A 23,136-nucleotide genomic window follows, 5' to 3' on the forward strand; every position below is an offset into this window, starting at 1 on the left:
GTTTAAACCGCCTGGAAAAGTGCGCTTCCGCTATTCTTGCAGCGTCTGAAGTATAGTTGGTTGGTCTTAAATGATCTCTGTTCGACTAGGGCGAGCCTCGAGTTGTCTGACCTATACTTCCATCGCAACAGGTGGTGTGTACTTCATGGCATGGTCTATATAATACAGTAACTCATCATGTGATTCGATAATTTTAGCTTGTTCAGATGAATAATGGTAAGCATGCAGGAAGAGCTGGATTTTTTTGGACAGCATATCATCGTTTGTGCGGACCATCAGCACAAGCAATTCATCCCACTGCCCCCATAACGTATAATACAACGCTTTGTCGTAATCAGGAATTTCCATCTTTTGCCCTCCTTCATGTTGAAAAGGATCAGTCATAGTCTCCCCGAATTATATATATATTGTCTGCAACAAAAATGGTGTTTCTGCCAATTTCTGTTAACGCATAAATCCATATTACTGTTACATACTAAAATCAAAACAGTAAGGAGGATTTCAGAATCATGAAATGGAAAATTTTTAGTATAATGATGGTAGTAACACTTGTTCTTGGAGCATGTAATGGAAACAACAATAATGGGGAAAACAACGGCGGTACTGAAGAAGGTCAAAATAATAATGACAATGTTGAACAGACCCGTTTTGGTGATGACCCGGGAACAGATAACGTGAATGACCGGAACAATAATGGCAATGGCACACAAAACAATGGCGATCGGAACTTTAATGAAGACCAATATGAACTGGCAGATCAAGCTGCAAACAGAATCGCCGATGAAGTTGACAGTATCGACAATGCATATGTTGTCAAAACGGATAATAATGCATATGTAGCTGCAGAATTGGATCGGGACAACAATAATGGAAACAATACAGACAACAATGGTAACAACGCGAATAATGATGGCAACAACGCTAACAACAATGGTAACAATGCGAATAATGATGGCAACAACGCTAACAACAATGGTAACAATGCGAATAATAATGGCAACAACGCTAACAACAATGGAAACAATGCGAATAATAATGGCAACAATGCTAACAATGAAAACATGAACAATAATGGTAATAATAACGAGGGTGGAGAGGTAACCGACGAAGTAAAAGCGGAAATCACCGAAATCGTGAAGTCGGTTGATTCGGATGTGGATAATGTATTTGTTTCAACAAATCCTGACTTTTTTGACTTGGCAAACAACTATGCTGATGATGCCGGTAATGGTGAACCTGTTGAAGGGTTATTTGATCAAATGGGTAATATGATTGAGCGCATTTTCCCGCAACAGGGAAACAATAATTAATGAAGGAAAATCATTCTAAATGGGTGCCACAAAAATGTGGGCCCATTTTTTTTGCGATTAAAAGCAACATTTGCTATTGTATACATATAATCCTTATTAAACAAAGAGAAATACTATGCTTTTTAATAAATGGAGCTGATGAAGATGGGACGTGAATTTTTAGCGATCTTTGATGAATGGGCCGACTCATATGACGATAGTGTTGCAGGGATTGATGTGCAATATAGGAGTGTTTTCGAAAATTATGATGTGATTTTAAATGAAGTGACGAAATGTGCCTTTGGAAATATATTGGAATTCGGTGTCGGTACAGGGAATTTATCAAAAAAGCTGATGAAGTCAGGGTATCACGTGACAGGAATAGAGCCATCTGCAGCTATGCGGAAAAAAGCTGCTGCCAAACTTCCAACTTTATCCTTGTTTGAAGGTGATTTCATTCACTTTCCGGAGCCTTCTGAGCCTGTTCATACGATTGTCAGTTCGTTGGCTTTTCATCATTTGACGGATTCAGAAAAGGAAACGGCAATCAAACAGTATGCTGAGTTATTGCAGCCAATGGGTAAGATAGTTTTTGCCGATACAGTGTTTGAAACTGACCACCATAAAGAAAAGATGATCAGCAAAGCCGAGGAGCTGGAATTTACGGATTTAGCACAGGATTTGCGGCGCGAGTATTATACAACGTTAGTGGAATTGGAGCGCATTTTTACAACGAATGGGTTTCATGTTACGTTTGAACAAATGAACGACTTTGTGTGGTTAATGGCCGCAGTAAAAAATAAAGCTGTTTTCTAAAAGGTTGTTGCTTTTCACATACTCTTTTTGGGATGACCTCAGCAGCTGACATACACGCAAACTCCCGTGGTCTAAGAGAGCCCGCGGACAGCGACGAACTGCATACTCACCAAGTAAGTTCGAGTTGCGAGGAACGCTGTTTCACCGAAAAAACTTACAATGCAACGAGCACTAGTGTATGTCAACGCGGTGAAGAAAAAACAACAATGGATACGAAAACAGCCAAAATAAATAGGGAGCGATTTATCATGGCAGAAAAAATGAACGTAGAAAGTTTCAACCTTGATCATACGAAGGTAAAAGCACCGTATGTACGGCTTGTTGGTGTGACATCCGGTTCCAATGGTGACAAAGTGTATAAGTATGATATTCGGTTTAAACAGCCGAATCAAGAGCATATGGATATGCCCGGGCTGCATTCGATTGAACACTTGATGGCAGAAAACATCCGCAACCATATGGATAATGTACTGGATATCGGGCCGATGGGATGCCAGACGGGGTTTTATTTGTCCATCCTCAATAATGACAGCTACGACGATGTAATTGAAGCACTTGAAAATACGTTTCAGGATGTACTGAATGCAGATGAAGTACCGGCATGCAATGAAGTGCAATGTGGCTGGGCTGCTAATCACAGTCTTGAAGGTGCAAAAACCATTGCCAAGGACATGCTGGGTAAAAAAGATGAGTGGCAGCAAGTCTTTGCAGAGTAAGAGGCGACGAAACGATGGCAATATACCATTCCATTCATGCGTTAATTGGCGAAACACCATTACTGGAGATAACCGGATTCTCTCTTCCAGAGGGTGTTCGTTTATATGCGAAATTGGAATTTTATAATCCGGGCGGCAGTGTGAAGGATCGATTAGGGGCTAAATTAATACATGATGCATTATCAAACGGGAAAATCAGGCCTGGTGGAACGGTCATTGAACCCACTGCCGGAAACACCGGGATTGGTCTGGCTTTGGCCGCACTTAATCAAGATTTATCGGTGATTTTTTGCGTTCCTGAGCAATTCAGTATGGAGAAACAGCAATTAATGCAAGCATTAGGGGCAACCATTGTTCATACACCAAGTGATCAGGGTATGGCCGGTGCGATTAAGAAGACAGAGTTGCTGCTGGATGAAATTCCTAACAGTTTTTCACCACAGCAATTTTCCAACCCGGCAAATCCAGCCACTTATTATAAAACACTCGCACCAGAATTGTGGCATGACCTTGATGGCAGTATTGATGTTTTCGTAGCTGGTGCGGGATCAAGTGGCACATTTATGGGCGTGTCCAGGTATTTGAAGGAAAAAAAACCGGATGTCCGGTCCGTGATCGTGGAACCCGAGGGATCGATTATCGCAGGCGGGGAACCTGGTCCGCATAAAACAGAGGGAATAGGCATGGAATTTTTGCCTGACTTTTTTGATCAATCATTGGTTGATGATATTTATACGGTAGCTGATAGAGATGCATTTTGGCTGACGAAACAATTGGCTGAAAAAGAAGGACTGCTTATCGGCAGTTCATCGGGATCAGCTATGTTTGCGGGACTAAAGGAAGCCCGGAACGCTACACCTGGAACAACCATTGTCACGATTTTTCCTGACGGAAGCGACCGTTACTTGAGCAAGGGTATTTATCCAGGATGAATGAAGGGAGAATGGAATGATGCGAGCGAAAACGAAAATGATACATGGCGGTGTAACAGGGGATGAACAAACCGGTGCTGTGTCTGTCCCAATATACCAAGTTAGCACTTATCAGCAAGATTCAGCAGGCAATCCCCGGGGTTACGAATATTCCCGGACCGGTAATCCGACTCGTCATGCGCTGGAAACCGTTGTTGCTGAATTGGAAAATGGAAAAACGGGCTTTGCATTCAGTTCCGGCATGGCTGCAATCACCTCTGTTATGATGTTATTTGACGCAGGTGATCATATTGTTATGACCGATGATGTCTATGGCGGCACCTACCGTTTAATGACAAACGTCCTGAATCGGTTTAATCTGGATCATTCTTACGTGGATACAAGTTATCCGGATCAAGTCGAGTCAGCCATTCGCGACAATACGACGGCACTGTATATCGAAACACCGACAAATCCACTGTTAAAAATCACCGATATTGCTAAAATGGCAGAGATCGCGAAGAGGCATAACCTGCTGTTAATTGTTGATAATACGTTTGCAACACCGTATTGGCAGCAACCGCTGGATTTGGGGGCTGATATTGTCCTGCATAGTGCAACGAAATATATTGGCGGGCACAGTGATGTTGTGGCAGGACTTTTGGCTGTTAATGCCGAGGATTTGGCCGAAAGAATTCATTTCATTCAAAATTCGGCCGGAGGAGTGCTTGGCCCACAGGATTCATGGCTCTTAATGCGTGGTATTAAAACGCTCGGCATTCGGATGGAAGCCATTGAACGGAATACCGTAAAATTAGCGGAATTTCTTGAGAATCATGAAAAAGTACGTACAATCTATTACCCTGGGCTTACATCTCACCGCGGACATGACATCGCCAAACGCCAGGCAGTCGGTTTTGGGGGAATGATCTCATTTGATGCAGGCAGTGCAGAGGAAGCCGAAAAAGTCTTAAGCCGGGTACAGTATTATACACTTGCTGAAAGCCTGGGAGCAGTGGAAAGTCTTATCTCGGTACCGGCCAAAATGACACATGCATCAATTCCGGCAGACCGGCGGGATGAACTAGGTATCACGGACGGACTGATCAGACTATCAGTCGGTATTGAAGATGCGCACGATTTGATTGAAGATCTGGCACAAGCATTGAAATAGTTTTTTAAGGAGGCAGTCTTTTATGAAGGCTGTCTTTTTTTGAGCCGATCCAGGGATGAGCAGAAATATCTTCAGAAGAGCGAGAGTATTAACAGAAGGCACCCCATCTGATCGCCCGGTTCGTCTTTCTGCCGTATTATATGCTAAAATAAAACAAAATGAATGGGAGGAATGGGTGATGAGTGAGCAGGCATTACGTTATTTATCAGAAAATCGCACGTCTCTACTGGAAAAGTTAAATGAATTTTTATCGATTCCGAGTGTCAGCACGGATAGTGTACATAAAAAAGATATTCAAGAAGCTGCGAATTTCTTGAAAGATTATTTAAATGATATTGGGTTTGATCATGCAGAGCAGCACGATACCGGCGGACACCCATTGGTTTATGCTGAATATAATCAAGCCGGATCTGATGCGCCGACTGTTTTATTTTATGGCCATTATGACGTGCAGCCTGTCGATCCGATCGATCAATGGAAGAGCGATCCGTTTAAACCAGAAGTGCGGGACGGCCGTATTTATGCCCGTGGTTCGAGTGATGATAAAGGTCAGGTATTCATGCATTTGGCAGTGTTTGAAGCATATATGAAGACAGAAGGAAAACTACCATTAAATGTTAAAATTTGTATTGAGGGTGAAGAGGAAATCGGCAGTGAGCATCTCTATGATGTCCTGCAAGACAAAAAGGATCAGTTTAATGCCGATTTTGCCGTTATTTCGGATTCAGGGATGGTTGCCCAAAACCAGCCAACCATTTTATACGGACTGAAAGGATTCACCGGCATTGAAATAAATGTGACCGGACCTGACCATGATCTTCATTCAGGAATGTACGGTGGAGCAGTCCGAAATCCAATCATGAAGTTAAACCATATTTTGGCATCGATGAAGAATGAAGATGAAGTTATTACGGTTGATGGATTTTACGATGGTGTTGAGCCGCTGTCCGATAAAGAACGCGAATTAATTGAGAATGTGCAGGGTGAAAATTACGAAAAAGCAACCGGTGTTAAGGAGACTGCATCTGAAAAAGGCTACACCGCTAAAGAACATACAATGGGGAGACCGACGTTTGAAATCAATGGTATGTACGGCGGTTACCAGGGCGAAGGAACCAAAACGATTATTCCATCAACTGCCACAGCGAAAATTACTTGCCGTCTTGTACCAGGCCAGGAACCGGAGCAAATACAAAAAATACTTGAGCAGCATGTTCATAAGACCGCTCCTTCAGGTGTAACGGTTGATGTTAAAAAGGAAAAACTATCAGCTAAAGCATACAAGGTAGAACCAAATCATCCACTCATCAAAAAAGCTGCCAAAAGTTATACGAAAGCATTTGGCAAAGACACGGTTTATGTGCGGATGGGCGGATCCATTCCGGTTGTTGAATGGATTGAAGATATTTATAACATTCCAATTGTTTTACTCGGCTTTGGTACACCGGATGATCGTCTTCATTCACCGAATGAAAGTTTCCCATTGGATAGTTTTGATAAAGGAATGGAAACGCTGGTTCGTTACTGGGCAGAAGTAAACGCATAATGTGTTTGACCTGACTGCAGTCGTGGACAAATTATTATCATTACAAATCAAAGTTGTTTTCAACAAAATGAACTCGGGTAACATAGAATAAAATACGAATGAATAGGGGGGGCATTTTATGCGACATGCAGTTATAACCGGTGTATCTAAAGGATTAGGGGAATCAATCGCCAAAATTTTAATGGAATCGGGAATTCATGTGACAGGCATTTCCCGGAGTAAAAATGATAAACTTGGCGATACTGCAGCAGAGAATAATGTTATGTATCAGCATTATTCCTGTGATCTAGGTAATCTGGAAAAAACGGAAGAGACATTTTATCAGATCAGCAATGATATATTTTCACAACACCCGGAAACTGTTTATTTAATCAACAATGCGGCGGTGCTGGAACCGATTGATCAATCCATGCATACGAAAAGTGCTGATGTGGCACATCATATCCAAGTGAATACAACAACGCCAATGGTACTGACGAATTTATTTCTGAAAAAAGCTGCTGAACAGGATATTCGGTTTATCAGTACAACGATCACTTCGGGTGCTGCAGAACGCCCCGTTTACGGCTGGAGTGCCTATTGTACGTCCAAGGCAAGTATGAATATGTACACGAAAACAGCCGCATTGGAACAGGATGAATTGCAAACGCAAAGTAAAGTCATCGCATTCAGTCCGGGAATTATGGATACTGAAATGCAGGAAAGAATTCGGGAAAGCGATCAGGAAGCATTTATGGAGGTTGAACAATTCCAGGAGTACAAGCAGCATAACATGCTCGAAAGTACTGATGCAGTCGGCGGTGTTTTGGTTGATATTTTGACGGATGAGACGAATGTCGTGAATGGAAAAATTTATCGCGTGACTGATTACCTTTAAATCATATATCTGCGCCCACCCTAACCGGATAAAAAAGCATAGGTTATAGTACTTGACCGTGATAATGCTGGTGGCAGGTTAATATAGTAGTGCAGGGGACACTTTCGCTCCTCTGCATTTTTCTGGCGTGATGGTGAATGATTGTCAGCAAATTATGATACAATTGCTGAGACGAAACTGATATGAATGTGCAATGTTTGCATATCCATTAAAGATTTTGCAGAAGGGAAGAAACATATGATTACACGCAAAAGTATACGCGAAATTGAAAAAATGCAGAAGGCGGGTGATCTGCTTGTCGCATGTCATAAAGAAATAGCAAGGATGATTAAACCGGGAATTACAACAAAGGAAATTGATAGCTTTGTGGAAAAATTCCTCGCTGAACACGGTGCAACACCTGAGCAAAAAGGTTTCAACGATTATCCATATGCAACTTGTGCCTCGGTCAATGATGAGATATGTCATGGCTTTCCAAGAGAAGAAAAGCTTATCGATGGTGATATTGTCACGATCGATATGGTGGTCAATTTGAATGGTGGATTGGCCGATTCTGCATGGACATATAAGGTTGGCACACTTGATGAGGAAGGTGAAAAGCTTCTGGAGGTTTCGAAAACATCGCTTTATAAAGGGATTGAACAGGCGCGTGTCGGTAATCGAATTGGAGATATCGGTCATGCAATTCAAACATATGCTGAAGGGGAAGGTTTTTCAGTCGTACGTGACTTTACTGGTCACGGCATTGGTCCAACCATTCATGAGGATCCGCACATCCCGCATTTCGGTTTACCGAACAAAGGAACGCGGCTTAAAGACGGAATGGTGATTACGATTGAACCAATGATCAACGAAGGCAGCTGGCAAAGCAAGATGGATACCAACAACTGGACTGCACGAACAGTCGATAAAGGCCGCTCAGCACAATATGAGCATACAGTGGTGATTACAAAAGACGGCCCGTTGCTGATAACTGATCAGGATAGGTAAAGATTGAGATTTTGAATATGTAAAAGACTCGAATGCAGGTGAAATGTTATTTGCTGCTTTCCAGTTCTTGTCTCTGGGGAGTAATAAGCCGACGCTGTTTTCTGAAAGGGGAAGCTATTCATGCGTGTCGTTTCAATTTGTCCCAGCAACACGGAAATTGTTGAATATCTTGGTAAAACTAACTTGATGGTTGGTGTTGACAATTATTCTGATTGGCCATCAGAAGTACAGCAACTGCCGGCAGTAGGTCCGGACCTTTCGATTGATATGGACAAGGTGGAGGAATTACACCCTGATTTGGTACTTGCCTCGCTGAGTGTTCCCGGTATGGGAAAAAATATTGAAGCACTGGATGATCGGGGATTGCCTTACATCATATTGAACCCCAACTCGCTGGAAGAAATTGCAAATGATATTGAGACAGTTGGATCTGTACTGGGTGATAAGTCGCTTGGCGCAAAAAAGGCGACTGCTTTTCGTAAAGAAGTGGAATCTTTTCGTGAGCAGGCTGCTGAAAAGGTATATCAACCGCGCTTATACTGGGAATGGTGGCCAAAGCCGATTTTTACTCCGGGAGGCCGCAATTGGCTGACTGAAATCAGTCGTCTCGCCGGAGCGTCAAATATTTTTGCGACAGAAAATGTGGCAAGTGTTCAAACAAATTGGGACGATGTAAAAGAACGTGATCCTGATCATATTTGTATGGTGTGGGTAGGCGTAAAGGAGTCCAAAATGAGACCAGATCTTGTTCGGAGGAGACCTGGCTGGCACGAGATGAAAGCCATCCAGGAAGATAATATTCATATTCTCGAAGAATCCCTTTTTTGCAGGCCATCACCAAGACTTCTTGAAGGATTGCGTAAATTGACATCTATACTGGAGTGAAAAAAATCCCCTGATCTGAGGGGATTCTTCATACCCGGAATAAAGATGGAAAATTCATGCTGCGTAAGTTTAATCTAACAAGAACTTCCGCCAAAGGTCGGGAACTTCGGCCTGAAACGAACAGCATCCGGTCTATCCTTTCAAGGCCCTTCCACCAAAAAATATCGTGATGAGCGGGCTTAACAAGCAGAAGAATGCGAATGGCAAGTAAGTCAGCACAGGAACCCCAAGGACATCAGCGATAAACACACCACATACACTCCAAGGAACGAGCGGATTAATGACTGTTCCGGCGTCTTCCAATGTTCGGGAAAGTGCCTTGTTGGATAACCCAGCCTTTTGGTAAACGCCTTTAAACGTTTCACCGGTCAACATGACAGAAAGATATTGTTCACCAATCAGTACATTGACACCAATCGCTGTTCCAGCTGTAGAAATGATGATAGCCCGAATTTTTTGCAGTTTTTCCTGGAATGACGACAAAATGGATGGGATAATGCCGGTAACAAACAATAATCCGCCAAATCCAAGTGCCAGAATGACGAGTGAAATAGTAAATAGCATGCTGTTGATGCCACCCTTTGTCAATAAACTGTCTACAGGCTCAAAACCGGTTGAAGCTGTATACCCGTTGAACCATATCTCCCATATATCAGACCATGAGAGCTCACTGGTTATACCGGCGAGTAATGTTGCAATCACACTGCTGACAGCCAGTGAAATAAATGCTGGCACTCTAAAAATAGTTGCCAAAATCAGGATGATGAGCGGAATCCATGAAGTCCAATGCATTAATCCTGTTGCATCAAGACTTGCTTTGTACGTATCAAGGTTTTCAACAGTAATGGCTTCGTTTGGTGACAGAATCGCAAAGAAAATAAATGAGATAAGAAATGCCGGGATTGTCGTCAGGCCCATATGTTTTATATGATCAAATAAATCGACTTCAACAATGGTGGAAGCCAGATTGGTCGTGTCAGACAAAGGCGACATTTTATCACCGAAAAATGCACCGGAAACAATTGCACCAGCTGTAATTGCCATGGAAGCATCCACTGCACTGCCCATCCCGATAAAGGCTACACCTATCGTTGCTGTTGTTGTCAGTGAGCTTCCGAGTGATACACCAATAATCGCTGTAACGGCGAATACAATTGCATAAAACCATGTCCCGCCAATGAACGTAAAACCGCTGCTGATTAATACGGGAATCGTACCACTGATCATCAAACTACTGATCAAAATTCCAATTAACAAAAACAGGAAAATAGCTGCCATGCCGGATTTGGCACCAGCAATCATTCCTTTTTCAAGATCTTTAAACGAGATCCGTCTAATGAGGCCATACGTAACAGTTAGCATCACTGCAATCAATATCGGAATGTGTGGTGCGGTTCCCAGTCCGATCAGAAAATAGCTAATGAGACCTACTGTTAAAATGAAAAATAAAATCGACTCACTGAGATTGGGATGATATTTTGGCTGAACCGAAAACATGTTGAATCACTCCTTCTTCTAATATCGTACTTCCACTCAGCGGGAAAGGTTGCACAGAACGAGTCAGTGCAGCCATGGGCGATTGTCGTCTTAATTCTGAGTCTGTTTCAACCCCGCTGATAGTTACCAGAACTTATCGGACCTTTCATGACAGCTTCCCCCATTATAAACCATTGAATGGGGTATGTGCTTCCAGTCAAGGCGGGATAAAAATAAAAAAGCCCCATCCCTAGATAGGGACGAAGCAATACTCCGCGTTACCACCCTGATTGATGCGTACGACTAAAATGAACTTCAAACGTCACTAGCAGTCACCCTTTGAATCAACATTTCAGGAACCCATCCACTCAAAAAAAACATCCGTCAAACCTGAATGTGTAATTCGAGTCTTATTCTGCCGGGACTTCCACCAGCCGTCCCATCTCTGATTGCTGCCGGGAAAAAGATTCTACTGCGCATTCACGGATTATCCTATTCAGCTAAAATTTTATATTGACTATACATGGTATGTTCATTATTTGTCAATGTGAAAATTTTTTCTGAGATCAATTGCTTTTTATTGATGATGAATTAAGTTATAATAATCTTAATTTTCGTTTTGGAAAGGGGGACGGGAATGAATACAGGGGCATGGGATAAACAGCATTCATCCATGGCAATACAAATGGTTCGAAAAGGGATTGCAGTGGGCTTTCCCATCATGCTTGGTTATTTGCCGATTGCAATCACATACGGTGTACTGGCAAAACAGGCAGGAATGACCATAACGGAATTAACGTTAATGAGTGTCATGGTGTTTGCCGGTGCCAGCCAATTTATGGGTGCGAACATGATTGCGGTTGGTGCGGGGGCTGTCGAAATTATTGTAGCTACTTTTGTGCTCAATTTCCGTCATTTTGTCATGAGTCTGTCGTTTATGAACCGTTTGCGAGATATCGGGCTAAAATGGAAACTGCCTTTATCACTTGGATTGACGGATGAAACGTTTGCCGTATCGTCTTTACATAAAAAAGAAGCAAAAATGGAAAAAGGTGCTTATTTTTATACCGCTTTGATCCTGATAGCTTATACAGCCTGGATTATAGGCTCTTTTCTGGGCGGAGTGCTTGGAGAAATTATTCCTGAACAACTGAGTCAGAGTATGGGAATCGCACTTTATGCCATGTTTATCGGCCTGCTTGTTCCATCTGTAAAAAAAGAGTGGCGCGTTGGTCTTGTTGCACTTATCGCAATGCTTATTAATCTCATATGCAGCCAATTCATGAGTGAGGGCTGGGCCATTGTGTTCGGGACGGTGCTGGGCGGATTAAGCGGTGTATTTCTGCTCAAGGGGGAAGAATAATGATCATTGCAATTATTGTTGGAATGGCACTTGTTACCATGATTCCGAGGATCATTCCGGCATTCATCGTTGACAGGCTGCAGTTTCGTGATTGGGTAAATCGCTGGCTGAACGCAATTCCGTTTGCGGCATTGGGTGCGCTTATTTTTCCGGGCATTTTAAATGTTATCCCTGATCAGCCGCTGTTTGGTCTGTTGGGCGGCTTGGCAGCTGCTGGCCTTGCGTACCTGGGTTTGAATATTATTTTAGTTGTCATAGGGGCTATTGTGACGGTTTTTCTGCTGACAATGTAACAAGCGTATTACGAACGTTCAAAGTATATACTCATTTCCAAGAGGCTGGTAAAGTAAAGGGGCTTAAAAGACGACCAATAGTCCGTTTTAGTGGCGTATATTTCCGCAGCAGAGTATATCTTGCTTTGTTTGTTCGGATTTTTGTTTTATAAACGTCCCCAGCCTCTCTCATTCATAAGGTTCGATATGAATATGTGCATACGGAATATTATGTTTCTCCCGGAGTAATTTCTCAATTCTTTCTGTTATGGCATGACTTTCCTTCACGTTTAAATTCGGATTAACGAGAATCGTGATGTCGATAAATGCCTGGCTCCCATGTATTCTTCCTTTTACATCCACTACTTTTTTAACTTCCGGTACTTTCGCAATGCTTTCTTTTATGTTCCGGATTTGTTGTTCATCAAATCCGTCCGTTAATGTATGTGTTGCTTCCCTGAAAATATCCCATGCTGTTTTGCAGATGATGATACCAACAATCAATCCGGCCAGCGGGTCAAGCCAGTAAAGGCCAAATTGTGCACCGATTATCCCTGCAAAAGCTCCGATGCTGACCAAAGCATCGGAACGGTTATCCTGCGCAGCAGCATAGAGTGAACTGCTGCCAATTTTTTTGGCAAGAGAGACATTATACAAGTACACGAAAAACAACACAGCAGCGGCTGCCAGTGCAGTCCAGGCTGTGAGCATACCCGGCTGGGTATTTCCTTCAGCGAATAATTGTCCGAATGTATCGATAATAACTTGTATACCGACTGTAACAATAATGAATGCTGCGAATAAGGATGCGACCGTTTCTGCTCTGTAATGGCCATAATGGTGATCTTCATCAGGGGGCTTCCTTGAAATTTTCAGACCAATTAATACCGCTACCGAGGCGATCACATCGGTTGTGTTGTTTAAACCGTCTGCCCATAGGCTTTGAGAATTCCCAATCGAAGCAATGATCAGTTTGGCTGCTGCTAAAACAATGTATGCACAAATACTGATCCAGGCACCTTTTTCTCCCTTTTTTAAGTGATCTGCTTGATCCATGAAATAGCCTCCATTTGAACAACCATTTTACTGTTAAGTCAAGCTATAGCTATAACAGTCTATCAGAGTTCCATCCGGTGAGTCCAGAGAAACATCAGGTTCCATTGCTATCTATTTTGTATTCAACGAAGTGTGTTTCCACAAGTAAAAAATCACCGGGAATAAATCTTACTTGCAAGTAAATAGTAATTTTAGTGATTATATAAAGAAGAAGGAGAAAGATCATGGTAGATCATCAAAAAGAACAGGAAAAACGCTGGGCAGTTATATCATTGGCATCGATCCCGCTGATTATGACTTTGGGGAATTCAATGCTTATTCCAATCCTGCCAGTTATGGAGCAAGAACTGGGTATTTCTAAGCTGCAATCCAGCTATATCATTACGGTCTATTCCGTTGTCGCTATTTTTTTAATTCCTGTAGCAGGGTTTTTATCGGATCGGTTTGGCCGAAAAAGGGTGATTATTCCTTCATTAATCATTACTGGGGCAGGTGGGTTGGTTGCCGGCCTGGCATCCCAGCTGATGAGTGATCCATTTTTAATCATTTTGGCGGGAAGAATATTGCAGGGGATCGGGTCATCAGGGGCTTTTCCAATTGTCCTTCCGCTTGTTGGAGATATGTTTAAAGATGACAAGGAAGCTAGTACCACACTCGGTATTATTGAAACGTCCAATACTGTCGGAAAAGTGTTAAGTCCGATTTTGGGAGCTGCTCTTGCTGCGATCGCATGGTATCTTCCATTTTATTCGATTCCTGTTTTTTGTGCTGTGTCTGTTTTAATGGTTACGTTCCTGATTAAAAATAAGGGAGAAGAGGAAAAGCAGACACGGTTTAAAGAATATATCGGTTTTGCAAAAGACGTTCTGACAGAGCACGGCAGGTGGCTGATGGCCGTATTTATAATCGGTGCCATCTTAATGTTTGTATTGTTTGGCTTTTTGTTTTATTTATCCAGTATTCTTGAAGAGAAGTATGATTACAAAGGTATCTGGAAAGGGATACTGCTTGCGGTTCCATTATTAGCACTATCTGTTGCTTCGTTTATAACGGGCAAAAAAATAAAGGATCAATTAAATGTCATGAAGTGGGTTACATTTATCGGCATTATTCTGACTGGAGCATCTGTTGCAGTTATTCCATTTATGGATCATCCTGTATACTTGTTAACAATCTTTCTTGTATGCGGAACAGGTATCGGTATGGCACTGCCTTGCCTCGATGCACTCATTACAGAAAGTCTGGAAAAAAGTGTACGGGGAGTCATTACATCAATTTATAGTGCGATGCGCTTTATCGGTGTTGCAGCAGGACCGCCGGTAATTGCGGTTTTGATGAAAGGTAACATTAGCTGGATGGCAAGTGTATTGGCTATTTTTGCGTTAGTAGCTGGTTTTTTGGGATACCGGAATATAAAACCATAGCTGTGGCGTTCTATGCAGATTTTTATTTCTCCCATGAATTTATACTTGCAAATATTTTTATTATTTAGGATAATAAGAAAAAGGAACGAGGGGGAATGTTCCATTGAAGAAGCAAAAAGTGGTTTATCAGCTTTACCGCTATGCTGGAAATGCCATTGTAGCCAAAAAAGATGTCCCGTTCGAACTGAAACTATCAGCACAATTAGTATTGGATGAAATATGCTTTAATTGGAATAAATGGAAACTCGAATCTGGTATTAATCATGCCATTGATACAGGGGATAAGGAAAAATTCGAACAATTAAGTGAGGAATACAGACGCTATATCTGGGAATGACCTGGAATCTACAAGAAAGCCTTGCCTTTGTTTGGTAAGGTTTTTTTAATCGGAAATTACCTTGTTGAGATCCACAATCTGATTACTACCAAAAACGGATTGTAATTGGCAAAGGTGGTATAACAATCGTTATATTGATGTTTAAAATAGAATATTTACGATGTTCCTCCCTATTTGGCCGTTTTAGACTGACATTTTTACATAAAATTAATCCTGATTGATGATTTATCTGGTATGCTGGAATAAAGGGGGTTGGGGAATTTATGAAACGAAAAACGGCCTTTAGCTGGATGTTATATGACTTTGGGAATTCCGCGTTTGCCACGACGATTATGGCAGCAGTTCTTCCGGTTTTTTATTATGATGTTGCTGCTGCAGGTCTGGAGGAAAGTTTAGCAGAAAGCTATTGGGGGTATTCCCAATCGATTGCAGTTTTAATTGTTGCCATTTTAGCACCGATACTGGGGGCGATCAGTGATTTTTCGGCGTCAAAGAAGAAATTTTTGCGTTTTTTTGCTTATATGGGGATGATTGCCAGTATCCTGCTGGCATTTGTTGGAGAAGGAGATTACATATTTGCCTCGATTTTACTGATTGTCGGCAATATTGGTTTTTCAGGTGCGAATGTGTTTTATGATGCTTTTTTGCCGGAGATTGCCAAGAATGAAGATGAGCTGGATCGGCTTTCAGCAGGTGGTTTTGCATGGGGATATGTAGGAGGCGGCATATTATTGGCTATCAATATTTTGATAATTACACAATATTCCTGGTTTGGTATTCCAGATGTTACTACGGCCAGCCAGCTTTCGTTCGCTTCTGTCGGTTTATGGTGGTTTATCTTTTCAATCCCGCTTTTTAAAAATATACAGGAAGAGAAAAAAACAAAGGTAAAGCGAGACAGGTCCTATGCTGCAATCGGGTTTTCCAGGGTTGTCAGCACATTTAAAGAGATAAAGCAGTTCAAGTATTTGCTGATCTTCCTTTTGGCTTTTTGGTTGTATAATGATGGAGTCTCAACTATTATCAGAATGGCGACAATTTATGGCCGCGGAATTGGGATTGATTCCAATTCATTGATTATCGCACTTTTGATCACACAATTTGTCGGTATTCCATTCACGTTCTTCTTCGGCTGGCTAGCGACAAAAATAACAGCCAAAAGAGCACTTTATATGACGTTGTATACTTATATAGCTGTTGTCATTTTTGGTTACTTCATGGCATCTGCCCTGCATTTTTATCTGCTTGCTATATGCGTTGGCATGGTCCAGGGTGGGGCACAATCGCTCAGTAGATCTATTTACGGAAGGATGGTTCCAGCCAATAAAAAAGCTGAATTTTTTGGTTTTTACGGCATTTCATCAAAATTTGCAGCTGTTTTTGGTCCGTTTTTGTTTGGACTGGTCGGTCAACTGACTGGATCAAGCCGAATGGGTATGATATCGCTTATTGTATTTTTTATAGCCGGTATCATTTTATTAAGGTTTGTGAATATCGAAAAAGGCGTTCAACAGGCGAAACAGTATGCTAAATGATAAGGGCAGAATGAAAATATACGTGCGGGAGGGTGACTGTTATGCGGATTAATAATGTTCGAAAGTTGCTATATTCAATTGCTAAAATACTAGGTGATGTCAATGCGGTCAAAAAAGGGAATGTCGGTAAACGAATTGGACGCAGAACAGCTGGTAAAGGCACAGGTAAAATGCTGCGAAAGCTTTTTAAATAGCTATAATGAGTGGGCACGGCTATTCGTGTCCTTTCATTTTACGTTATAATATCTTAATAATGGCCGCCCTTATAAAAAACGGAAGGCTTTCAATTATAAAGAAGCCTTCGTTTTTTCCAATACCTAAACAATCGGTTCACTATGTCTATTTTCGAGATTTAATGACAGTGGTTTACCTGTATCATAGGAAATGCTCCCAATCAGTTTACGCAGCCGTTTTTGACTGGTGATATCACCTGTATTCCAGTACGCAATCACTTCTGTCATGATTTCAATTCCTTCCGTCCAGGCATGATTGTACAAATCGATAAAGCTTTTTGTACTCGGTTCATTTGTTGCCGGATCGTGCCAGGGTGTGTGCTCCAAATTCAAATAATCCGCATCATTGTTGACGGGCTGATGTGAAAAGGGAGAAATCAGCGGCTTGAACAGTGTGTTTTTCCAGCCATATGGATCGGCTAATAGTTTCAAGGCTAATTTCATATCTCGGTATGCCTTTTGTATATAGACCGCTGATTCCTGATTGGTTTCGGGGTAATGTGCTCTAATGGCTGTATGCAGCATTTCGGATATGGTTTGATCGATTTTGAATCCCACATCGATTTCGTTATACACATGTGCCTTCCACGTTTTTAAATGATGGTATTTTTCCATCATCAAGGTATCAATGATGATTTCTAGTTTTTGGTGTTTATTTCCTTCATATCCGGCGCGGTAGTAAATATAAGGGTGTGCATTGCGATCCAGAATGTGATGTGTTATAAAACCGAACACGTACGCTTTGGCTTGATTACCCATATGCTTTGCTCTTTCAATGATGTCCATTAGAAATGCCCCGCATCTTTCCTGATGCATCTTCTGCCCGATTTCGTTTACGGGGTCATTTTTCATCCATCGCCAGAAATGATAATAAAAAAAGGGATCCGGTCCCTGAGCTCCCAGTTTCATATATGCTTCGTCATGCAAAAATGAATGAGGATTTTCAATTGCATCCATCACATTTTCACAAAAAAGAATATGTGTCCAAATATTCGGCATAATAGGATCCCCCCTAATATAAAGAAATACGATGCTTCATTTTACCGGACTTATTAATACAATCCTCGTTTATATAGTATAAAAGAAATTGGTTCAAAAACATATCAAAATCATTACTATTTTGTGACTAAAATGAATCATTTAAGTTAACACACATTGATGATCTCATTTATACTGCTGTACCTTGTCCTGATGATTTTTTAGAGAAACTAATTAAATGAGCAAATTTCATACTTAATCCTTATGTCGCAAAGGTTCGTAAACGTAAAAAAGGAAGTACCTCCCCCAATCTTGTATAATGGTAGTTGACCAAAACGTCCCAAAAAGACTGGAGGAGTACTTCCAATGACCACTATACGACAAACTGGCTTATTTGATATTCAAGAATTATATAAGATGGAACCCACCCAAAGGATTTTTTCAGCTAGGTAATGTTCGTAGTCGTACAGCCAAACGCGCCATAGTTCATTTTGATATCGTTACCATTTGATAAGAAGCATGCGCTAAGCAGTCCGAATACACGTAGACTCCTGCGGTAAGTAAGAGATAAGCAAGACCCCACAGGGCGTATGTCTGAGGAGGCTTGCCACTCGCCCGTGAAAAGCGAAGTGTATTCGGACTGTGGCTGGATTACCAACAATCATTACAGCTTTAAAAAAATCCTGTTAAATATTTTGCAGGTATTTGTATTTTTTAAAAGAGCCATTATGAAATTGATTCAAGTGTTATAATGATACCAAAGTACAGTATGAAATGAGGGTTGATCGTGGAGAAAATCATGATTGTGGAAGATGATCCGAAAATAGCCGGACATTTGCACACCTTTATAGAAAAATATGGCTATGATGTTTTGAATGCTGATGATTTTGAAAACCTGATGGACTCGTTTCGTCGGTTTCGGCCTGATTTGGTCCTGCTTGATATCAACTTGCCCCGTTTTGATGGGTTTTATTGGTGCAGGCAAATCCGCCTTGAATCGATCTGTCCGGTCATTTTCATTTCCGCCCGGACCGGGGAGATGGACCAGGTGATGGCGCTGGAAAATGGGGGAGATGACTTTATTACCAAACCATTCCACTCGGACGTCGTGATGGCTAAAATCCGCAGCCAATTACGCCGGGCATACGGGGAATATGCCGCGGGTAACAAAGAGCGCATCTTACAGAAAGATGGACTGAAGCTGCTGCCTGAACGACTTGAGCTCAGGTTTGGGACGGCTGAGGTAACCCTAACCAAAAAAGAGGCGGATATTATTGAAAGTTTGATGGACAGGCATCCCCGGGTCGCCGGTCGTGAAGATTTATTGGAAAAACTGTGGGATGATCAAATGTATGTGGATGAAAACACGCTTAATGTGAATATGACACGGGTCCGCAAAAAGTTTCAGGAGCTTGGAATCACCGGTGCAGTTGAAACCGTCCGGGGCGCGGGATACCGGCTGCATGTGACATGGAACGGGGCAGAGGAGTTATGAAGCTGTTCATCAAGGATCATCGATTATTAATCGGACTGCAGATTGTGCAGTTCGGACTTATTTTTCTTATTCTTTGGCTGGACGGCTACCGGAACATCAGAACGGTTCTCTATGCGATTTTTCTGGGATTCATTTTATTCAGTAGTTATCTTCTCTACTATTATATAACACGACGCGCGTTTTACAAAAGACTCGAACAGCCAATCGAATCGCTTGATGAATCATTGCAGGAAACGGATCAGGCGCCGATTGCTGAAGCACTTGATCAATTGTTGAAGTCACAGTACAGGATGTATGAGCGGCGAATTGGTGAAACCGAGGCGCAGAAAGAAGAACATTTGACGTTCATTGATCGCTGGGTTCATCAAATGAAAACACCGCTTTCGGTCATTGAACTGACAGCCCAAAATCTTGACGAGCCGGAATCATCGAACATTCGTGAAGAAACTGATCGCATTAAAACGGGGCTGAATACCGTACTGTACATGGCACGCCTCCGCACCATCGAACAGGACTTTCGGATTAAGCCGGTCGTACTGGAAAAGCTGGTTCAAGAAGTCAACCAGGAAAACAAGCGTTTTTTCATCCGCAACGAGGTCTACCCTAAACTGGAAAAAGAACGTTCCGGAATCACTGTTGAAACAGATGAGAAATGGCTGTTGTTCATCATGACACAGTTCATTCAAAATGCGGTGAAATATTCAGCGGGAAAAAGCGGACAAATGGTTATTTCACTGTATGAACGTGCCGGGTCGGTGATCTTTGAAGTGACAGATTTCGGTGTCGGCATTCCTGAAGAAGACAGAAAGCGGATTTTCAATGCGTTTTATACTGGAAAAAATGGACGCAAGTTCCGGGAGTCCACCGGCATGGGGCTGTTTCTCGCAAAAGAGGTAGCCGATTATTTGGGACACAGGATTGAAATGGAAAGTATTGTGGACAAAGGGACAACAATCCGCATTGTTTTTTCACCTGCGCAAAACATTACAAAAATGTAAGGATACTGAAAGGATGATCGATCGTTTGCCAGGACAAAGGGCGGTACACTGTTGACTGATGATACTTTTCGTGTGTGATCACACACGCCGATGAAAGGAGTACAGACATGCTTCAAGTCCAGAATGTAAGTAAAGTGTATGAAGGCAAAATCGCCTATCGAGCCTTGTCAAATATCGATCTCGAAATCGAAAAAGGGGAATTTGTCGGTGTCATGGGTCCATCGGGGAGCGGGAAGACGACACTACTCAATATGGTTGCCACTATCGATGAACCGACAACAGGGGATGTGCTGATTGAAGGGAAAAATCCGCATGCACTCAGTCGAAATGAACTGGCTAGATTTCGGCGCCGCGAGCTGGGATTTGTCTTTCAGGAGTTCAATCTGCTGCACACATTGACAGTGGAGGAGAATATGGTACTGCCACTGACATTGGACGGCAAACGTGTCAAGGAGATGAAACAGCAGGCTAATGCCATTGCTGAAAAACTTGGCATCGCTGACATCATGACCAAGCGAACCCATGAAATTTCCGGTGGCCAGGCACAACGAGCAGCAATTGCCAGAGCGATGATCCATCAGCCTAAACTGCTTCTAGCCGATGAACCGACAGGAAACCTTGATTCCAAAGCATCCAAAGATGTCATGGGGATGCTTTCGTCACTTAATAAACAAGAAAAAGCAACAATGATGCTCGTCACGCATGATCCGCAGGCCGCAAGCTATGCGGACAGGGTAGTGTTCATCCGGGACGGGAAGTTTTATTCAGAAATCCATCACGGTAAAAGCCGGCAGACGTTTTTCCAAAGCATTATTGACACGCTTTCCTTAATGGGAGGGGATGACAGTGACTTTTCGCCAGTTCGCGGTTAATAATGTCATCCGCAACAAGCGTCTGTATGTTGCTTATTTTTTGAGCAGCCTGTTTACGGTAATGATCTTTTTTACATTTGCTATATTTGCATTTCACCCGACTTTTATGGACGGATCAGTTCGGGGGGAAGTGCTGTACGGCATGGCCATTGCCGGCGGCATTATTTATGTGTTTTCCTTTTTCTTTGTGCTGTATTCGATGAGTTCATTCTTGCAATCGCGTAAGAGGGAATTCGGCCTTTTGATGATGCATGGGATGACAACAAGACAAATCAGGCTGATGATTTTTATGGAGAACATGCTGATTGGCTTTTTTGCGACATTGGGCGGGATTTTACTCGGGCTTGTTTTTGCAAAGGCCATTCTTCTGCTCGCCGAAAATGTACTGGTCATTGATGAAACGCTTCATTTTTATTTTCCACTGTTGGCCATCATCCTAACGTTTGTGTCATTTATTGTGCTTTTTTTGTTAATCTCGCTATTCGTATCATTTATTCTACGCACTCGCAGACTCGTTGACTTGATCAAGGCAGACAAACAGTCAAAAGGCGAGCCGAAAGCGTCTGTCGTTTTGACAGTCATTGCTGTAATCCTACTTGCTTCAGGTTATATGACGGCTTTATATGTGAAAGGAATGCAGGTAGTCATGGCCATGCTTCCGGTGATTATTGTGGTCACGATTGGGACGTATTTGTTGTTTACACAGTTAAGCGTTTATGTGATCCGGCGATTGAAGGGCAGCAAGGGGATCTTTTGGCGGAAAACGAACATGGTGCTCTTCTCGGATCTATCTTTCCGGATGAAGGACAACGCGCGGTCGTTTTTCATGGTGGCAATTATTTCGACTGTTGCATTTAGTGCAATCGGGTCATTATATGGTGCTCAATCGTACCTTACAAGGGGTATGACAGAGGCGAATCCATTTTCATTTTTATATACATCGTCTCCGGAAAATGATGAAGACGCTATACGGGAGGATGTTCAAGTTATTGAGGAGACCATGGATAAGTATGATATAGATGCTGATTCGAGTATTATCGACATGACCTATTTCAGCCGTGATGACGGTGAAGTATTGATTACGAATGAATCCCAATATAACCTTTTTGCGCATCTGCTTGGCGAAAAAACAGTACAAATTGAGGATAATGAGGCAGTTGTCGTATCAGACAGCAGTAGAGTGCTTGAACCTGACAGTGAAACGGACAGGTTGATGGATGACCCGGTTGAATTGACGGATGGTACAGCCATACAACCTGATCGAATGATGGAATCGTCAGTTTTACCTGAGATGTATTCATACTATATCATCAGTGATGCAATGTATGAACAGTTGCCGCAGCCAGATACTGTAGAAACGTCGGTTGCCTGGATGGCTGATAAAGGGCAGGAGGATGCACTGATTCAGGCAGGTGAAGCGATATTCGACCAAATTGACAGCTATAACCTCGTGGCTATAGACTTTTCGCTCTATCAAATCAATAAAGTGTACGGGCCGATTTTGTTCATTGGGTTGTTCATTGGCATTGTCTTCTTTGTTTCTGCCGGAAGTTTCTTATATTTTCGTCTGTATACCGACCTTGATGATGATAAGGAAAAATTCAGGACGATTGCAAAAATGGGCTTAACGGATAAGGAATTGAAGAAAGTCATCAACCGTCAGACAGCACTCCTGTTTTTTGCTCCAATTGTTGTCGCTTTGATTCACGGAGCTGTCGCCCTGACTGCTCTGTCACATTTATTTGACTTCTCACTTGTCAATGAATCGGCATTGGTACTTGGTGCGTTTGCCTTCATCCAGATCATCTACTTTGTTGTTGTGAGATATTTTTATACAAAGCAGATCAGGCGTGCCATTTTTTAAAAGTACAGGTACACATTGTTTGCTGATGA

The 23,136-nt window shown here is 42.2% G+C and carries 23 protein-coding genes; 19 read left to right on the forward strand and 4 right to left on the reverse strand.

The features are described 5' to 3' along the window. Positions 1-111: 111 nt before the first annotated feature. Positions 112-348 carry a YhdB family protein gene (locus BM195_RS02795; RefSeq protein ID WP_090233286.1) on the reverse strand — a complete coding sequence of 79 codons (237 nt, stop codon included), beginning with the start codon at positions 346-348 and terminating at the stop codon, positions 112-114. Between the two features lie 161 nt (positions 349-509). Between BM195_RS02795 and BM195_RS02800 the strand changes: the two genes are divergently transcribed. From BM195_RS02800 to BM195_RS02840, 9 genes are all read left to right on the forward strand, one after another. Next, positions 510-1,310 (forward strand): YhcN/YlaJ family sporulation lipoprotein, encoded by an 801-nt coding sequence (locus BM195_RS02800; RefSeq protein WP_090233289.1) that lies wholly within the window; start codon positions 510-512, stop codon positions 1,308-1,310. Between the two features lie 144 nt (positions 1,311-1,454). Next, positions 1,455-2,105, forward strand: a complete 651-nt coding sequence (locus BM195_RS02805; protein ID WP_090233291.1) for a class I SAM-dependent DNA methyltransferase — start codon at positions 1,455-1,457, stop codon at positions 2,103-2,105. 248 nt (positions 2,106-2,353) lie between these two features. After that, complete coding sequence (locus BM195_RS02810; RefSeq protein ID WP_090233295.1) at positions 2,354-2,821, forward strand: S-ribosylhomocysteine lyase; 468 nt, start codon at positions 2,354-2,356, stop codon at positions 2,819-2,821. A 14-nt stretch (positions 2,822-2,835) separates the two neighbouring features. Then, positions 2,836-3,753, forward strand: coding sequence for a PLP-dependent cysteine synthase family protein (locus BM195_RS02815; protein WP_090233299.1), 918 nt, complete (start codon positions 2,836-2,838; stop codon positions 3,751-3,753). A gap of 19 nt (positions 3,754-3,772) precedes the next feature. Next, positions 3,773-4,906, forward strand: a complete 1,134-nt coding sequence (locus BM195_RS02820) for a bifunctional cystathionine gamma-lyase/homocysteine desulfhydrase (protein WP_090233303.1) — start codon at positions 3,773-3,775, stop codon at positions 4,904-4,906. A gap of 178 nt (positions 4,907-5,084) precedes the next feature. Next, the gene (locus BM195_RS02825; RefSeq protein ID WP_090233306.1) at positions 5,085-6,452 is read left to right on the forward strand and encodes a dipeptidase; all 1,368 of its coding nucleotides are present in this window, start codon (positions 5,085-5,087) and stop codon (positions 6,450-6,452) included. A 118-nt stretch (positions 6,453-6,570) separates the two neighbouring features. Continuing rightward, positions 6,571-7,329, forward strand: coding sequence for a (S)-benzoin forming benzil reductase (locus BM195_RS02830; protein ID WP_090233307.1), 759 nt, complete (start codon positions 6,571-6,573; stop codon positions 7,327-7,329). Positions 7,330-7,566: 237 nt separating this feature from the next. Then, positions 7,567-8,319 (forward strand): type I methionyl aminopeptidase, encoded by a 753-nt coding sequence (gene map / locus BM195_RS02835; protein WP_090233309.1) that lies wholly within the window; start codon positions 7,567-7,569, stop codon positions 8,317-8,319. A 120-nt stretch (positions 8,320-8,439) separates the two neighbouring features. Next, entirely contained in the window at positions 8,440-9,204 is a 765-nt protein-coding gene (locus BM195_RS02840; RefSeq protein ID WP_090233311.1) for a cobalamin-binding protein, read from the forward strand. 132 nt (positions 9,205-9,336) lie between these two features. Here BM195_RS02840 and nhaC read toward each other — a convergent pair whose 3' ends face one another. Beyond that, positions 9,337-10,701 (reverse strand): Na+/H+ antiporter NhaC, encoded by a 1,365-nt coding sequence (gene nhaC / locus BM195_RS02845; protein ID WP_090233316.1) that lies wholly within the window; start codon positions 10,699-10,701, stop codon positions 9,337-9,339. Between the two features lie 616 nt (positions 10,702-11,317). Here nhaC and BM195_RS02850 point away from each other — a divergent pair. Beyond that, the gene (locus tag BM195_RS02850) at positions 11,318-12,043 is read left to right on the forward strand and encodes an AzlC family ABC transporter permease (protein ID WP_090233320.1); all 726 of its coding nucleotides are present in this window, start codon (positions 11,318-11,320) and stop codon (positions 12,041-12,043) included. Beyond that, positions 12,043-12,336 (forward strand): AzlD domain-containing protein, encoded by a 294-nt coding sequence (locus tag BM195_RS02855; RefSeq protein WP_090233326.1) that lies wholly within the window; start codon positions 12,043-12,045, stop codon positions 12,334-12,336. The genes BM195_RS02850 and BM195_RS02855 overlap by 1 nt, the downstream gene beginning before the upstream one ends. Before the next feature lie 168 nt (positions 12,337-12,504). Here BM195_RS02855 and BM195_RS02860 read toward each other — a convergent pair whose 3' ends face one another. Then, complete coding sequence (locus BM195_RS02860; RefSeq protein ID WP_090233328.1) at positions 12,505-13,371, reverse strand: cation diffusion facilitator family transporter; 867 nt, start codon at positions 13,369-13,371, stop codon at positions 12,505-12,507. 224 nt (positions 13,372-13,595) lie between these two features. Between BM195_RS02860 and BM195_RS02865 the strand changes: the two genes are divergently transcribed. The 4 genes from BM195_RS02865 (at position 13,596) to BM195_RS18185 (ending at position 16,861) form a co-directional block, all read left to right on the forward strand. Further along, positions 13,596-14,795, forward strand: coding sequence for an MFS transporter (locus BM195_RS02865; RefSeq protein WP_090233331.1), 1,200 nt, complete (start codon positions 13,596-13,598; stop codon positions 14,793-14,795). A gap of 103 nt (positions 14,796-14,898) precedes the next feature. Then, positions 14,899-15,132, forward strand: coding sequence for an IDEAL domain-containing protein (locus BM195_RS02870; RefSeq protein ID WP_090233334.1), 234 nt, complete (start codon positions 14,899-14,901; stop codon positions 15,130-15,132). Between the two features lie 263 nt (positions 15,133-15,395). Continuing rightward, positions 15,396-16,667 (forward strand): MFS transporter, encoded by a 1,272-nt coding sequence (locus BM195_RS02875; RefSeq protein ID WP_090233337.1) that lies wholly within the window; start codon positions 15,396-15,398, stop codon positions 16,665-16,667. A 41-nt stretch (positions 16,668-16,708) separates the two neighbouring features. Beyond that, positions 16,709-16,861, forward strand: coding sequence for a hypothetical protein (locus BM195_RS18185; protein ID WP_170848128.1), 153 nt, complete (start codon positions 16,709-16,711; stop codon positions 16,859-16,861). Between the two features lie 123 nt (positions 16,862-16,984). Here the strand turns inward: BM195_RS18185 and BM195_RS02880 are convergent, their stop codons facing one another. Next, positions 16,985-17,899, reverse strand: a complete 915-nt coding sequence (locus tag BM195_RS02880) for a zinc dependent phospholipase C family protein (RefSeq protein ID WP_090233339.1) — start codon at positions 17,897-17,899, stop codon at positions 16,985-16,987. Between the two features lie 766 nt (positions 17,900-18,665). Here BM195_RS02880 and BM195_RS02885 point away from each other — a divergent pair. The 4 genes from BM195_RS02885 (at position 18,666) to BM195_RS02900 (ending at position 23,107) form a co-directional block, all read left to right on the forward strand. Next, complete coding sequence (locus BM195_RS02885; RefSeq protein WP_090233341.1) at positions 18,666-19,373, forward strand: response regulator transcription factor; 708 nt, start codon at positions 18,666-18,668, stop codon at positions 19,371-19,373. After that, on the forward strand, positions 19,370-20,371 hold the full coding sequence (locus tag BM195_RS02890; protein ID WP_090233344.1) for a sensor histidine kinase: 1,002 nt from the start codon (positions 19,370-19,372) through the stop codon (positions 20,369-20,371). The genes BM195_RS02885 and BM195_RS02890 overlap by 4 nt, the downstream gene beginning before the upstream one ends. 107 nt (positions 20,372-20,478) lie before the next feature. Continuing rightward, on the forward strand, positions 20,479-21,243 hold the full coding sequence (locus tag BM195_RS02895; protein WP_090233348.1) for an ABC transporter ATP-binding protein: 765 nt from the start codon (positions 20,479-20,481) through the stop codon (positions 21,241-21,243). Further along, entirely contained in the window at positions 21,218-23,107 is a 1,890-nt protein-coding gene (locus BM195_RS02900; protein WP_090233352.1) for an ABC transporter permease, read from the forward strand. The genes BM195_RS02895 and BM195_RS02900 overlap by 26 nt, the downstream gene beginning before the upstream one ends. Positions 23,108-23,136 lie beyond the last annotated feature (29 nt).

This window comes from Lentibacillus halodurans (genome assembly GCF_900112045.1).
GTDB lineage: Bacteria > Bacillota > Bacilli > Bacillales > Amphibacillaceae > Lentibacillus > Lentibacillus halodurans.

Coding starts and splice junctions, on each gene's coding strand:
- BM195_RS02795 (WP_090233286.1), bottom strand. CDS start 348: ATGGAAATTCCTGATTACGACAAAGCGTTGTATTATACGTTATGGGGG.
- BM195_RS02800 (WP_090233289.1), top strand. CDS start 510: ATGAAATGGAAAATTTTTAGTATAATGATGGTAGTAACACTTGTTCTT.
- BM195_RS02805 (WP_090233291.1), top strand. CDS start 1,455: ATGGGACGTGAATTTTTAGCGATCTTTGATGAATGGGCCGACTCATAT.
- BM195_RS02810 (WP_090233295.1), top strand. CDS start 2,354: ATGGCAGAAAAAATGAACGTAGAAAGTTTCAACCTTGATCATACGAAG.
- BM195_RS02815 (WP_090233299.1), top strand. CDS start 2,836: ATGGCAATATACCATTCCATTCATGCGTTAATTGGCGAAACACCATTA.
- BM195_RS02820 (WP_090233303.1), top strand. CDS start 3,773: ATGCGAGCGAAAACGAAAATGATACATGGCGGTGTAACAGGGGATGAA.
- BM195_RS02825 (WP_090233306.1), top strand. CDS start 5,085: ATGAGTGAGCAGGCATTACGTTATTTATCAGAAAATCGCACGTCTCTA.
- BM195_RS02830 (WP_090233307.1), top strand. CDS start 6,571: ATGCGACATGCAGTTATAACCGGTGTATCTAAAGGATTAGGGGAATCA.
- map (WP_090233309.1), top strand. CDS start 7,567: ATGATTACACGCAAAAGTATACGCGAAATTGAAAAAATGCAGAAGGCG.
- BM195_RS02840 (WP_090233311.1), top strand. CDS start 8,440: ATGCGTGTCGTTTCAATTTGTCCCAGCAACACGGAAATTGTTGAATAT.
- nhaC (WP_090233316.1), bottom strand. CDS start 10,701: ATGTTTTCGGTTCAGCCAAAATATCATCCCAATCTCAGTGAGTCGATT.
- BM195_RS02850 (WP_090233320.1), top strand. CDS start 11,318: ATGAATACAGGGGCATGGGATAAACAGCATTCATCCATGGCAATACAA.
- BM195_RS02855 (WP_090233326.1), top strand. CDS start 12,043: ATGATCATTGCAATTATTGTTGGAATGGCACTTGTTACCATGATTCCG.
- BM195_RS02860 (WP_090233328.1), bottom strand. CDS start 13,371: ATGGATCAAGCAGATCACTTAAAAAAGGGAGAAAAAGGTGCCTGGATC.
- BM195_RS02865 (WP_090233331.1), top strand. CDS start 13,596: ATGGTAGATCATCAAAAAGAACAGGAAAAACGCTGGGCAGTTATATCA.
- BM195_RS02875 (WP_090233337.1), top strand. CDS start 15,396: ATGAAACGAAAAACGGCCTTTAGCTGGATGTTATATGACTTTGGGAAT.
- BM195_RS18185 (WP_170848128.1), top strand. CDS start 16,709: ATGCGGATTAATAATGTTCGAAAGTTGCTATATTCAATTGCTAAAATA.
- BM195_RS02880 (WP_090233339.1), bottom strand. CDS start 17,899: ATGCCGAATATTTGGACACATATTCTTTTTTGTGAAAATGTGATGGAT.
- BM195_RS02890 (WP_090233344.1), top strand. CDS start 19,370: ATGAAGCTGTTCATCAAGGATCATCGATTATTAATCGGACTGCAGATT.
- BM195_RS02895 (WP_090233348.1), top strand. CDS start 20,479: ATGCTTCAAGTCCAGAATGTAAGTAAAGTGTATGAAGGCAAAATCGCC.